At 42.0% G+C, this 13,610-nt stretch carries 17 protein-coding genes; all 17 read right to left on the minus strand.

The annotated features are described in order from the left end of the window. Positions 1 to 156 precede the first annotated feature (156 nt). The 17 genes from recO to dnaJ all read right to left on the minus strand — a co-directional run bounded on the left by recO (position 157) and on the right by dnaJ (position 13,521). Positions 157 to 903 carry a DNA repair protein RecO gene (gene recO, locus P9989_RS12875; protein ID WP_283075306.1) on the minus strand — a complete coding sequence of 249 codons (747 nt, stop codon included), beginning with the start codon at positions 901 to 903 and terminating at the stop codon, positions 157 to 159. A gap of 18 nt (positions 904 to 921) precedes the next feature. Next, positions 922 to 1,059, minus strand: coding sequence for a YqzL family protein (locus tag P9989_RS12880; protein WP_390307315.1), 138 nt, complete (start codon positions 1,057 to 1,059; stop codon positions 922 to 924). Positions 1,060 to 1,168: 109 nt separating this feature from the next. Then, on the minus strand, positions 1,169 to 2,074 hold the full coding sequence (gene era / locus P9989_RS12885; RefSeq protein WP_283075308.1) for a GTPase Era: 906 nt from the start codon (positions 2,072 to 2,074) through the stop codon (positions 1,169 to 1,171). Between the two features lie 28 nt (positions 2,075 to 2,102). After that, on the minus strand, positions 2,103 to 2,477 hold the full coding sequence (locus P9989_RS12890) for a diacylglycerol kinase family protein (protein WP_283075309.1): 375 nt from the start codon (positions 2,475 to 2,477) through the stop codon (positions 2,103 to 2,105). After that, positions 2,458 to 2,931 carry an rRNA maturation RNase YbeY gene (ybeY, locus tag P9989_RS12895; RefSeq protein ID WP_283078910.1) on the minus strand — a complete coding sequence of 158 codons (474 nt, stop codon included), beginning with the start codon at positions 2,929 to 2,931 and terminating at the stop codon, positions 2,458 to 2,460. The genes P9989_RS12890 and ybeY overlap by 20 nt, the downstream gene beginning before the upstream one ends. 425 nt (positions 2,932 to 3,356) lie before the next feature. Continuing rightward, entirely contained in the window at positions 3,357 to 4,319 is a 963-nt protein-coding gene (locus P9989_RS12900) for a PhoH family protein (RefSeq protein ID WP_283075310.1), read from the minus strand. Positions 4,320 to 4,321: 2 nt separating this feature from the next. Then, positions 4,322 to 5,533 (minus strand): sporulation protein YqfD, encoded by a 1,212-nt coding sequence (gene yqfD, locus P9989_RS12905; RefSeq protein WP_283075311.1) that lies wholly within the window; start codon positions 5,531 to 5,533, stop codon positions 4,322 to 4,324. Further along, complete coding sequence (yqfC, locus tag P9989_RS12910; RefSeq protein WP_283078911.1) at positions 5,533 to 5,829, minus strand: sporulation protein YqfC; 297 nt, start codon at positions 5,827 to 5,829, stop codon at positions 5,533 to 5,535. The genes yqfD and yqfC overlap by 1 nt, the downstream gene beginning before the upstream one ends. Before the next feature lie 72 nt (positions 5,830 to 5,901). Next, positions 5,902 to 6,402, minus strand: coding sequence for a hypothetical protein (locus P9989_RS12915; RefSeq protein WP_283075312.1), 501 nt, complete (start codon positions 6,400 to 6,402; stop codon positions 5,902 to 5,904). A 29-nt stretch (positions 6,403 to 6,431) separates the two neighbouring features. Next, positions 6,432 to 7,418: a flotillin-like protein FloA gene (floA, locus tag P9989_RS12920; RefSeq protein ID WP_283075313.1), complete on the minus strand. Its 987-nt coding sequence runs from the start codon at positions 7,416 to 7,418 to the stop codon at positions 6,432 to 6,434. Positions 7,419 to 7,440: 22 nt separating this feature from the next. Continuing rightward, the gene (locus P9989_RS12925; RefSeq protein ID WP_390307163.1) at positions 7,441 to 8,757 is read right to left on the minus strand and encodes an NfeD family protein; all 1,317 of its coding nucleotides are present in this window, start codon (positions 8,755 to 8,757) and stop codon (positions 7,441 to 7,443) included. 114 nt (positions 8,758 to 8,871) lie between these two features. Then, the gene (locus tag P9989_RS12930) at positions 8,872 to 9,315 is read right to left on the minus strand and encodes a GatB/YqeY domain-containing protein (RefSeq protein WP_283075314.1); all 444 of its coding nucleotides are present in this window, start codon (positions 9,313 to 9,315) and stop codon (positions 8,872 to 8,874) included. Between the two features lie 21 nt (positions 9,316 to 9,336). Continuing rightward, positions 9,337 to 9,510 carry a 30S ribosomal protein S21 gene (gene rpsU, locus P9989_RS12935; protein ID WP_079530318.1) on the minus strand — a complete coding sequence of 58 codons (174 nt, stop codon included), beginning with the start codon at positions 9,508 to 9,510 and terminating at the stop codon, positions 9,337 to 9,339. A gap of 288 nt (positions 9,511 to 9,798) precedes the next feature. Beyond that, the gene (deoC, locus tag P9989_RS12940) at positions 9,799 to 10,470 is read right to left on the minus strand and encodes a deoxyribose-phosphate aldolase (RefSeq protein WP_283075315.1); all 672 of its coding nucleotides are present in this window, start codon (positions 10,468 to 10,470) and stop codon (positions 9,799 to 9,801) included. A gap of 96 nt (positions 10,471 to 10,566) precedes the next feature. Beyond that, a complete protein-coding gene (locus P9989_RS12945) occupies positions 10,567 to 11,322 on the minus strand; it encodes a 16S rRNA (uracil(1498)-N(3))-methyltransferase (RefSeq protein WP_283075316.1) in 756 nt (251 codons plus the stop codon). A 7-nt stretch (positions 11,323 to 11,329) separates the two neighbouring features. Further along, positions 11,330 to 12,274 (minus strand): 50S ribosomal protein L11 methyltransferase, encoded by a 945-nt coding sequence (gene prmA / locus P9989_RS12950; RefSeq protein WP_283075317.1) that lies wholly within the window; start codon positions 12,272 to 12,274, stop codon positions 11,330 to 11,332. Positions 12,275 to 12,393: 119 nt separating this feature from the next. Next, complete coding sequence (dnaJ, locus tag P9989_RS12955; RefSeq protein WP_283075318.1) at positions 12,394 to 13,521, minus strand: molecular chaperone DnaJ; 1,128 nt, start codon at positions 13,519 to 13,521, stop codon at positions 12,394 to 12,396. Positions 13,522 to 13,610: the final 89 nt, after the last annotated feature.

Raw genomic sequence — 13,610 nt, forward strand, 5'->3', positions numbered from 1 at the left:
TCATGCTCCAGACTGCCTTCATCGAGTTACACAACCTGTCTTTCACCACCACAGGCTCGCTTGTAAAATGTGTAAGTGTCGATTACTACTTTCCTTCATAGCATCAGTTTTTATTAGTAATGAAATCATACTGAATCTTTAATCATTTGTCAATCATCATTCCTTAAAGAGATCTAACTGTTTAAGAAACTTCCTGGATTTTAGAAGATAACCTCCATAGCGATCATAGTATTCATCTAAGAGCTGACGGAGTATTTGCTTATTCTCTTCTTTCAAGGATATTTCCCCTAACCTTTTAACGTCCATATGTAAAAATAAACGTAACAATCGGGATAGAGGCTCTGGTAACCGATAAGCTTCCGGATCAATGTGCCGGCAGCGATTACATAATAAGCCGCCTTCGATGATCGAGAACACATAAGGGCCTTGCTCCTTCCCACAGTTTATACAACTGTCAACTTTTGGAGCAAAGCCTGCTTTTCTATACAATTTCATTTCAAACATCATCGATAGTATTTCGGGATCCTTCCCTTCAGCCATCCACAACAGAGATTGTAATAACTGCTCAAATATAAAGGGATCTGGCCGCTTCTCTTCAATAAGCTTGTCCGTCAATTCAGCCATGTAGGATGCGTAAGCTGTCAAAATAATATCTTCACGGATAGCCCGAAGAGAAGCCATAACTTCTCCTTGACTTAATGAACCTAACCCAGAACCAACATAGATTAAATATTGGCCGTGAATAAATGGTTGTGTAATTGAGGCCATTCGGCTTTTTGGCTTCTTAGCTCCGCGAGCCATGACCCCGATCTTTCCTTTTTCTCTCGTCATCAATGTGATTATTTTGTGTGTTTCCCCATAATCCCTCGTTCGTATAACAATACCTTCCACATTCTCTAACAAAGCAATCACCTGCTTTAGTTACTGCCCGGTATCTTCCTCACCCTGTTCTGTCACTGCTGAAACTAATGACTCTTCTGACGCATTTTCCATTTCCAGTTCCTTCATCAACAAATAGGTTTCTATGTTTCCTGTCTGTCTAAACACGTTCCATGACATGTTATTCACAAGAAACACCGCCTTTCGTAGTATCATTAAAAAAGAAATGTCATGACATACTTAGGTTGCTTCATATGAGAAAAACGATAAGGCTTAATTTTTTCCAAATTTAATACTCGTCTTCATTGTATCCAAAATCACTTAGCTGGACTTGGCGGTTCCGCCAATCCTTTTGAACTTTCACCCAAAGTTCTAGATAAACCCGACTCCCTAATAAAGCCTCAATATCTTTCCGAGCTCGCTGACCAATTTCTTTCAGCATACTCCCTTGTTTACCAATGATAATTCCTTTTTGCGATTTACGCTCTACAATGATTGCTGCTTGCACGTACACTGCATTTGAATCCTGTCTCGGTTCAATACTTTCGATGACTACAGCAATCGAATGTGGGATCTCTTCCCGCGTCAGGTGCAATACCTTCTCTCTGATAAATTCACTAATAATGAAGCGCTCGGGATGATCGGTTATTTGATCCTCCGGGTAGAACTGCGGCCCTTCCGGCAAATGACCTTTAACCACTTGCAGCAAATGTTTAACATTATTGCCTTCTAAAGCCGAAATCGGCACAATTTCTTCAAACTCAAATTTCTCTCGATATTGGTCAATTAGCGGCAAGAGCTGGTCAGGATGCACCTGATCTATCTTATTGATGACCAGAAAAACGGGCTTATCTACCCGTTCAAGCCGATCCAAGATAAACTGATCTCCACGTCCATATCCTTCTTCAGCATTGATCATAAACATAACGGCGTCGACTTCATTTAATGTATTTTCCGCTACATTGACCATGTAATCTCCCAGTTTATGCTTCGGTTTATGAATGCCGGGTGTATCAATAAAGATCACCTGGGCATCTTTCTCCGTCAACACGCCGGAGATTTTATTTCTTGTCGTTTGCGGCTTATCACTCATAATAGCAATTTTTTCGCCAATGACATGGTTCATAAACGTGGACTTCCCAACGTTTGGACGGCCGACTATTGCCACAAAGCCAGATTTAAATTGTTCTTCCATAATTCTTCCTCCATCAAACTTTCTTGATTTATAAGACCATCATAAGTTTAGGGAAAAATATACATATCCCAACGAACACTGATCCTATAGCTGTTATCAATACCGCAGCAGCGGCCATATCTTTTATAATGCCCGCTAACGGATGGTGTTCGGGTGCTAAATAATCTAACACACGTTCAATACTCGAATTAATGACTTCCATAGTTAATACTAGCGAAATCATCGTAATAAGAACAGCCCATTCAGTCCAGGAGATCTTAAGGTATGCACCTAGTAAACACGCCATGCTGGCCACTATAAGATGGATACGGAAATTCCTCTCCGTTAAAAAGACTTCCTTAAGGCCATTTAATGCAAACCGCAGTCCTATTAGCTTTCTTTGGTTACGATCTCTTGAGTCCATACTCTTGTAAAATTTCCTCTTGACGAGAAAACATTTTCTTTTCATCATCTTCATCCATGTGATCATATCCAAGAAGATGCAAAAACCCATGCAAGGCCAGAAAGCCTAACTCTCTTTCAAATGAATGATCAAATTCTTCAGATTGTTCTTTAGCTTTGTCCACTGAGATAACAATGTCACCTAGAACGGCAGGCATTTCATCCGTTTTGACTTCAAGTTCACCTTCACCCAATTCTTGCATAGCAAAAGAAATGACATCTGTAGGCTGGTCTTTTTGCCTGTAATCCCGATTTAATTCTTGAATATAGTCGTTATCCACGAACGAAATGGATACTTCGGATTGAGCAGGTACCTGTTCTTTTTTCGCAGCAAACTCGACCAATCTTTGAATAAGATCTACAAATGCTTCATCAACTGAATCTGTCTCATCTTGAAAATCAATCTGAATCATTATTTAGCCTCCTTTACGAATGTATGCTGACCGGGATTCTAAATCCTGGGATTCGCGGTCTCTTTGGGTTGTCGTATTGGATCAGGGTACCTGAAAGGCATTTCAGTTGTTTGCTCGCCCAATTCTTCCGCATAAAAATAAAAATACTCAGTAATGTTGTACCATAAAACTGTTTAACAATATCAATAAAATTTCTTTCGTAAGTTTTTCCTTTACTAATAATTCTGCCCCATCATAAGGATGGTTAATGATATCGTAGCACTTTGTTCAGGTTTTAGAAAATCGAGTCGGTTTTTCATGCCTATTTTATTTTCGGAAAACCTGTTGCGGCAGGAAATATGTAATAAAAGGGCTCCTTTACCGTAACAATGAACTCACAACTCACGCCTTGCAGAATTACATATGAAATAAGGCCCGAATGACGGGCCTTATGACTGGTCGTGTTCGTAAGCGTCAATAATTCTTTGGACTAGAGGGTGCCTCACCACATCTGTTTGATCTAAGTGAATAAATGCAGATCCTTTCACATTACCCAGTTTCTGCTCAACAACCTTTAAACCAGACGTAACCCCTTTAGGAAGATCCACCTGGGTGATATCGCCAGTTATAATCATTTTTGATCCAAAGCCAAGACGCGTTAGGAACATTTTCATTTGCTCAGGTGTTGTATTCTGAGCTTCGTCCAATATAGCAAAAGCATCGTCAAGGGTTCGCCCTCTCATATATGCCAGAGGTGCAATTTCTATCGTCCCTCTGTCGATTAATCTGGCTGTATGTTCGGCACCAAACACATCATGTAAAGAGTCATAGAGAGGCCGCAAATAAGGGTCAACTTTTTCCTTCAAATCACCTGGAAGGAATCCCAGGCTTTCTCCTGCTTCTACCGCGGGTCGGGTAAGAATGATCCGTTTTACATCACCATTTTTCAGTGCATTGACCGCCATCACAACAGCCAGATAGGTTTTCCCCGTCCCTGCAGGTCCTATCCCGAAAACAAGGTCATGATTTTTGATCGCTGACACATATTTTCGCTGACCGAGGGTTTTTACTCGAACAGACTTTCCTTTCGAGTTCTTTGTGATTTCATCCTCAAAAAGGGCTTCAAATTGATTGATTTTTCCTTTTTTCGCAAGCTCTACCGCGTATACAATATCGCGTTCTGTTATGGATAACCCCTTACGAATAATGGCTAGTACAGCCAGTAAAATTTCTTCTACTAATCGAACATGCTCAGCTTCCCCTGAAACATTTACTCGTTCACCTCGTGAAATGATGGAGACGTTCAATTGTTCTTCAATTTGCTTTAAATTTCTATCTTCTGTACCGAATAAAGCCAGAGCTTCTGCCGGATTATTCAGTTGGATATCGATTGTTTTTAAGTTTCCTTGCATACTCAATCTCCTTGGGTTACATACTTGGTCACTGCAATGTTCTCATGTACTTTGAATAAAAGGATTAATTTTACTTTACCATTCTCCTCACGCTCGTGCAAAACTTTTTCGTTTATGATCTCTGCCTCTTCATCCAGCTTCTGTTTTAAGTCTCTTTTAGCTGAAATGATCCCCTGTTTAACAGGGTCGCTTGCTGTTTGAACATCCTCCTGGACATACATATCCTGGACTTCCAATCTGAATGGCAATTCCCAGCCAAACAAGTCCCAGCTCTTTTGAGATGTTTCTACTCTTAGATTTCTCTCATCCGTGTTCCACCATCCCCATATCGGTATTTTTATGGAACCTATGCTCAGGGAATAAGCTGATGACTTTTCTCCATCTGTAAGCTGCAATTGCCGCTCTTTAGGAACTTGAACTTCTGCTCGGTACCATGTTTCAGCGATGACTTCTCCTTCAGCTTCAATATACCTGCTGCTCTCGTCTTTAGATTTATCTTTGTCTACTTCATTATTATCTTCTTTTAGTTTACCTGTAGCCAGCTTCGTCCCTTTTTCAACGAATTGATTAACAGAGACTAACGGTCTGCCTTTTGTGATAAACATTTTCTTTATTATGCCCTTTTTTGATGCAACTAAATCAGCTGGCCGCGTCGTTTCATCCGGATCCTGTCTCGTTTTCATAACCCCATAAAGCTGATAACTCGTCCCCTTTTTTTCCACACCAATCCAAAGCAGATCAGGTACATCCTCCAGCAGGAGTCGTTGTACCTCATTAGGATCTTTCATTCCAATTGTCAATTTTCCTTCCGTTACCCCATAGGATTCTAGCTGACTCTCGACTGTTGCTTCAAGCTCTGGAGGCAAACCTTTAATCTGTACAGACCATAACGTATTGGCCAGTAAAAACAAGGCACAGATTCCGCATAGAAAAGCAGTTAGTACTGCCTTTTTAGCAAGGAGCCGATGGAATAAAAATGGAATTCCCTGTCGATCAATAATGTGGATTTTACAACGGTATTTTTTCCGAAGTCTTCTGTAAATTGCCCAATCTTTAAGACGTATAGTCATTTGTACTTCTTTGGCGGATAGCTGCTTTACATTTGTAATGTAAGCCCCTTCTCTGGTACAAGCTTGAAGAAATGCTTCAATTAATACCCCTTTAACAGTTACCGTGACTAGTCCATATAAATAGTCTAATTGGTTCCTTGCCATTACTTCCCTCCTTTCTTTGGATCCGGATAAAATTCTATGGAATCAAGCGTGCCTTCTAAGAGCAGTTCTTCCTTTAACATCATTTTAATTCGTAAACTTTCCCCTTTTATTGAGAGATGTCCGTCACGATACTTTAAGCGCACTTCCCGATCTGAGAAAAGCAAAAGTCCTGTATGGTTTTCTATGTAGGCATGGATCGACCCAATCGTTGTTATGCGAGGCAGATCAAGCATAACGTCAGAAGGCAAATCGAAATAACGGCCGACCCATGTACGAATTTGCTGCTGCCATTTCACCATTCGATTTCCTCCTTTCTCTTATACATACGAAAAACGCACGAATTGTATCACTACAATTCGTGCGTTTTTTTATCTTTTTCTGGGATTCGAACGATGTGGCTTATAAGCCCTTGGCGGGCCAAGGATTTCTGACATAATGATGCCATCTGCCAACCTTTGTTGGTTCCAATGCCTGGAATACCGAATGGCGTTCTTCTTTTGCGTGCCATAGTCTACTTGTATCCCATCTGGACCGTAGGGCGCTCCTATGCCAGTTTGAGTGGAAGAAGTGAGGTCTTGCCCCCTATTCTTCTGATACTCCTGTAATTCTTCCTGACGCTTTTGTTTTTCATCGTAGTAGTTTCGAGTACGTGTCTGGCTGTCAGGTATGTTTTCATCTCTTTGCTCAGAAACTTCCTTAATCGCTGGTTCAGGAGATGCCGCAGGTCCTGTCGGTACAGAGGAGGATGGCTTGCGAGAGCCCTTTTCTTGCTTTTTTTTATTTAAACCAGAGAAGAAACTAAAGATCCCCCCTATCACAGCTGCCACGACGAGAAAATTGCTAAATAGTATTTCAAGAATATCTCCCATATCCATTCTCCTTTATAACATGAGGAAAATTATTGTTCTTCATTATCTTGATCAGACATATCACCTAAGGTTTGTCTCATATCTGTGTCAGCATTTATATTTTGATAATTCATATAGTCCATTACGCCCATCTTTCCCGAGCGGAGTGCTTCTGCCAGTGCCTCAGGTACTTCAGCTTCTGATTCAACCACCTTGGCCTGCATCTCTTGAACACGCGCGCGCATTTCTTGTTCTTGTGCAATCGCCATTGCACGACGTTCTTCAGCTTTTGCCTGAGCAATATTTTTATCTGCTTCTGCCTGGTCTGTTTGCAAAATGGCACCAATGTTTTTACCAATGTCAATATCAGCGATATCGATTGATAGAATTTCAAATGCAGTTCCTGCATCCAACCCTTTTCCTAATACGTTCTGCGAAATCCTGTCCGGGTTTTCCAGAACTTTATTATGGTTAACACTGGAACCAATAGTAGAAACAATGCCTTCCCCGACTCGTGCGATAACTGTATCTTCTCCAGCACCACCAACGAGACGGTCAATATTAGCGCGAACCGTGATACGTGCTTTTGCTTTGACTTCAATCCCATCAATAGCTACCCCGGCGATGAAAGGCGTTTCAATCACTTTCGGATTCACACTCATTTGCACAGCTTCCAGCACATCACGCCCCGCTAAATCAATAGCTGCACAACGCTCAAAGCTGAGTTCAATATTGGCGCGTTGAGCAGCGATCAGGGCATTTACTACTCTGTCAACATTTCCTCCCGCCAGATAGTGACTTTCTAATTGGTTTGTATCCACATTTACTCCTGCTTTGTGCGCTTTGATCATTGGGTTAATGACTCTGGATGGAATAACTCTTCTTAACCGCATACCGACTAATGTAAAAATACTTACCTTTACCCCTGCAGCCAGTGCACTGATCCATAACATCACTGGAATAAACGTAAACAATACAGCTATAACGATAATGATAATGCCTATGATAATAATGGGCATAAGTTCTTGTAAGCTCATTTATTACTCCCCTTTAACAATTTTAGTTTTCTTCACGAACAACAATTCTTGCACCTTCTATTTTCACAATTTTCACCTGCTGATTAGAAGCGATGAAACTTCCTTCTGATACGACATCTATACGCTCCTCATCAATGAGAGCCGTGCCGGATGGCCTTAGGGGTGTGATCGTCTCCCCTTTCAATCCAATCAGTTCAAGGCGGTTCACTGTCGAAACATAACCTTTCTCAGACGAGGTGGAATCATTGAGAATAACGTGCCGGAAAAATCCTCGCTCAAAACCGATCGTTTTTATAAGTATTATCGAAACAACAATCGTTAACAGTAAAGCAATCCCAATACTCATCGCCATATGACCCATATCTGCTGACGACAACATGAGCGACGCTACCACTGCTGCTATCCCTGCTATTCCGGCTATGCCTCCAGGCAGAAATAGTTCCGCTACAATCAGACCGATTCCTAAGATTAACAGGACAATGGCTTCATAGCCTGCGAGCCCGGCAACCACGTGACCGTAAAAGAAAAGTATTAAAGACAATGCTCCCATTATCCCCGGAATGCCAAAACCAGGGGAGTATAACTCAACAACCAGGCCAATACTGGCAATCGATAATAAAATAGGTATAACAACCGGATGGGTGAGAAAGCGCGCAAAGTTCTCTGCCAGTGTTGGACTCGTTTCAACGACCTTGGCATCGCTCATGCCAATTTCATGAAGCAATTGAGTCCGATCATTCACAATTCCTTCCGCATAACCGACTTCGACAGCATCTTCAGGTCCTAGTGTTAAAAACTCCCCTTTAGCTGCTCCATACTCAGGCAGATTCACACTGCTATCCGCCATGGCCCTTGCATATAAAGAATCGCGGCCGTTTGCTTCGGCAGCTGAAACCATTGCAGAAATCCAGGCTGACTGTGCTTTCTTATCAGCAGCAGTCCCATCTGAATTAATTACACCTGAAGCGCCCATCGTAGCTTGAGGCTTCATATAAATTTGATCAGCACTCAGCGCAATATACGAACCTGCCGAATACGCCCGACTGGCCACAAAGGCTGTATTCGGAATATCTAAACCGGCAAGCAGCTCACCAATATCTCCGGCCGCGTCCACCCTCCCTCCAGGCGTATCAATTTCAAATATGATATGATCTGCTCCTTTTTCAATGGCTTCATCCGTCGTACGTTCAAGGAAAGAGACCATGCCGCTTTCAACCGTATTTTCAACTGGGATCACGTAAACCAACTGGCCTTTCCCTTCAGCGTTCACATGATCACTAATCGGACAAAGAATGAGGAACAGGGGCACAATGAATAGGGAACGAATAAACCATTTCAAACATTTCACCTCCTTGACTCTGGCACACTGCTTACTACTAATACGGGACACCTATGTAAGAAGTTTCATAAAATATAAAAGGCCCCTCTTTTTATCAAGAGAGACCTTTACCATTTAAGATAATTGCTTAAGTACGAGTTTATTCACCTTTGAGCCTTCTGTTTTACCTTTTACTTTAGGCATCACAGCACTCATGACTTTCCCCATGTCGCTCTTAGATGAAGCCCCTACTTCTTCAATTGTTTCTTGAATGATTTGTTCAAGTTCTTCTTCTGTAAGCTGTTTCGGCATGTATACTTGTAAAATCTCAATTTCTTCATTAAGTCCTTCTACAAGATCTTCGCGTCCAGCTTCTTTAAACTCTTGGAGGGAATCTTTCCTCTGTTTCACCTCGCGAGATAAAACAGTCAGTTCATCTTCTTCTGACAAATCTTCACCCAGTTTAATCGCCTCGTTTTGCATCGAAGCTTTAACCATACGAATGACTCCAAGGGTTTTCTTATCCCTCGCTTTCATCGCGGTCTTCATATCCTGGTTTAGACGTTCTTGAATTGACATCTAGTTAACACCCTCTTTTAGTCACTTGCGCTTTCTAGCGGCCTCAGACTTTTTCTTACGGCGTACGCTAGGCTTATCGTAATATTCACGCTTACGATATTCTGATAATGCACCGCTTTTCGATACATCGCGCTTGAAGCGACGAAGAGCATCTTCAAGAGACTCGTTTTTACGGACGCGAGTTGTTTTTGACATGCTATTTCCCTCCCTCCAAAGCAAAAAAACTGTTTCTATAAAGTGTAGAGAACTCCCACACCTTCGACAATTATATTATATAGGTTTTATATGGTCAACTTTTTTTATTATTCCTGCTAATTGAAATCTCTATAAACTTAGTAAGCTATCCACCTTAAAATAGGTCGATCTCCCAAGATAGAGCGGGATATTCAACTGCTTTAAGTCTGGGGATCCACTTTTGTTGAAAAATTCTGGTTCTTAATCACAGGTTATAATCTGACCAATAAAGCAACCAGCTCTCGCGCTCTAATAATCAGATGTTCCTGTGCCCCCGTTGACAATAGCAATTCCGGCGCTTGCCCCAATACGAGTTGCTCCCGCTTCAATAACAGCTCTAACACCTTCGTAATCGCGCACACCACCAGAAGCTTTCACACCTAAGTCCGGGCCCACAGTTTTCCGCATCAGGCTGACGTCTTCAACCGTTGCGCCACCGCCTGAGAAACCTGTTGATGTTTTAACAAAATCGGCTCCGCCATCTTTAGTTAATTGTGAAGCTGTAACTTTTTCTTCATCAGTCAGCAGGGAAGTCTCAATAATCACCTTTACTAGTGCCTTGCCTTTAGCCTCATTTACAACGGCTTCAATATCAGCTTGTACAGCTGCGGTATTTCCTGATTTCAATTCACCGACATTTATCACCATATCCACTTCTGTGGCACCGTTTTTAATAGCCTGGCGTGTTTCAAATACTTTTGTCTCTGTTGTCGTTGCACCTAGGGGAAAGCCAATAACGGTACATACTCTTACGTCTGTACCCTGTAGCAATTGTGAACTATATTCCACCCAGTAAGGGTTTACACAAACAGACATAAAGCCATGTTCTTTTGCCTCATTGCAGATTTCGGTAATCTTATCTTTAGAAGTATCTGGTTTTAGCTGTGTATGATCAATCATTTTTGCTAGATTTTGTTCCATAGAAATTTATCCCTCCATTTAGTTGTCCGTACATCTCTTTTATAATAGCATGTCATATTAGAAAAAGCGAGTATCCTGAAAGGGCATTTATAACCTTCATGGTAGTTCTTCTATTTGATAAGACAGACTGGATAGAAAATATAGTGGAGCGGTTTCCATTCGTAAAATTCTCGGTCCTAATCGTACAGGAAGGAAGTCTGATAAGAAGAGTTGATCTGCTTCTTCAGGAGTAAATCCGCCTTCTGGACCGAATAGAATAATCACGCTCTGTCCCCTCTTTACCTGTTGTAATTGCTCCGCCAATGAACGGTGATTTTCCGATCGTGCTTCTCTCTCATACGCGATCATTTTTACGTCATACTGGTAGCTCTGCCTGATCAGCTCTGTCATGGACATAACATCAGATACGTCTGGAATTGTGGACCGCTCAGACTGTTCGCTCGCTTCCTTGGCTATTTTTTGGAGCCTGGAAATTTTCTTCTTCGCTTTCTTTGCATCCCACTTTACCACCGACCGTTTCGCTTCAAAAGGAATAAAGGAGCAAGCACCAAGTTCCGTGCCCTTTTGAACGACTTGTTCGAGCTTATCCCCTTTTCCGAGACTTTGAACGATCGTGACTTTTACCGGAAGTTCTTTATCCTCTGTTACCCATTCCCTCACAGCACCCGTTACCTTTTCACCTGGTGCGATCTTATCGATTTCACATAAAGCCGGGCCATGAACAGGATGGATACAGATAAAAGCGTCTCCTTCCTGCATTCTCATCACCCTAGTCATATGATGGACATCATCACCTTTAATGACTACGCCATCTTCTGTCCAATTCGTTCGATCCACAAAATAACGCTGCATGGTTAAATCACCTTATTTTCGGCTTTTTAGCTATGATAGAAATCCAATCTTCCATTCGGTTCGTTTCCACAATCTCAAACCCGGACTCTTGAAGCCGGTTCTTTACGAGGTCTTTTTTTCCCTCAATTATTCCTGAAGTGATAAAATACCCATCAGGTTGCAGCAAACGATAGGCATCGTCTACAAACTGGACAATAATTTCCGCAAGTATATTCGATACAATTAAGTCTGGTTCGATGGTTACTTCATGTAGAAGGTTATTTTTAGCCGATGTTACCTGATGTGCAACTTGATTTAACTTCGCATTATTCATCGTACTCTTCACGGCTACTTCATCAAGGTCAAACGCATGGACATGGTCTGCTCCTAGCAGTACCGAAGCTACACTCAAAACTCCTGATCCTGACCCAACGTCGAGAACAATATCATCTTTCGCTAAATACTGCTCTATGGCTTGCAGGCTTAAGACTGTTGTTGGATGAGTACCTGTTCCAAATGCCATCCCGGGATCCATTTCAATAATTAACTCATCACTTTGTACGGGTGTATAGTTTTCCCATGTCGGGATGATCGTAATTTTTTCAGAAATCTTTACTGGTTTATAATATTTCTTCCATGCGGTAGCCCAGTCTTCTTCATGAATTTCGTTAAGTGTCACATCATTATGCCCAATGTCGATGTCAAACATCTTTAAGTTGTTAACCGATTGTTTAATTGCATCAACTGTCTCGGATAAAAAACTATTTACTGGTAAATAGGCCTTCACATGGACCCCTTCCTCGGGGTAATCTTCTGGATTCAATTCATAGATCTCACCAAACCCTGTTTCCCCTTTATCCATATCCTGAGGGTCTTCTATCACCACACCGCTAGCTCCCGACTCATGCAGGATATTGGAAACGGGCTCAATTGCTTCATTTGTGGTGTGAATACAAACTTCAGACCATTTCATAATTGATCAACTCACTTCTTTAAGATTATGTACAAAAAGAGTGCCAGGAACTTTGGCACAGGTAGTATTCCATAAGCTACCGATTCATCCACGTCCAGACACTCTTTCATTAATAAATATCATTCACCTTTAAATGCACGTTTCATTCGATCAAAAAAGTTCCCATGCTGCTCTTCTGTTACCTCATTGCCACTAATTTCACTAAATTCTCTAATTAGCTCACGTTGACGATCTGTCAGATTTTTCGGCGTAATTACACGCATCTTCACATGCTGATCTCCATGACCGCGGCCAAGGACATTTGGAGAACCTTTATCTTTCAAACGGAACGTCTTACCTGTTTGCGTTCCAGCCGGCACCTTAAGTTTAACCTTCCCATGCACAGTTGGCACCTCGATTTCATCCCCTAAGGCAGCTTGGGCAAATGTTAATGGCATTTCACAAAAGATGTGGTCCTGTTCACGTTCAAAAAATTCATCTGGCTGCACACGAATAACAACAAACAGATCTCCTGCTGGGCCACCGTTGACACCGTCTTCCCCTTTGCCAGGTACACGAATCTGCTGTCCTTCGTCAATACCTGCAGGAATATCGATGTGTATTTTGTTTCGTTTCGTTACACGCCCATCTCCTCCGCAAGTATTACATTTTTCTTTAACGATCTGACCGCTTCCTTGGCAATGATGGCACACTCTTCGGTTTACAACGCGGCCAAATGGCGTGTTTTGTTCCTGGTTAATCTGACCGCTTCCCTGACAGTGTGAACAAGTCTCTGGTGAGGTTCCAGGCTTAGCACCCGATCCTTCACATGTATCACACGTTTCTTCGACAGGAAGCTCAACATCTGTACTCTTACCAAAGATGGCTTCTTCGAACTGCAGCGTCATAGAGTACTGGAGGTCCGCCCCTTTGCGTGGAGCATTAGGGTCTCGACGACGTCCGCCGCCTCCGAAGAACATATCGAAAATATCTCCGAAGCCGCCAAAGTCTTCGCCGCCGCCTCCGAAACCACCAAATCCTTGGCCTTGCGGGCCGGCATGACCAAATTGATCATATTGGGTACGTTTCTGTTGGTCACTCAGTGTTTCATAAGCTTCTTTAGCTTCTTTAAATTTATCAGATGCATTTTCTTCTTCACTGACATCTGGGTGATATTTACGTGCTAGTTTACGGTAGGCCTTCTTAATATCCTGTTGAGAAGCATCCTTAGATACACCTAGCACTTCATAATAATCACGTTTACTCACTTGTTGATCACTCTCCCAGGCGCTATTACATAAGATTTATATTAACATTCTCGTTTAGTTTTAAGCAAATAGTTCATCACTAAAGCATA

The sequence above is a fragment of the Halobacillus naozhouensis genome (assembly GCF_029714185.1).
In the GTDB taxonomy this organism is placed as follows: domain Bacteria; phylum Bacillota; class Bacilli; order Bacillales; family Halobacillaceae; genus Halobacillus_A; species Halobacillus_A naozhouensis.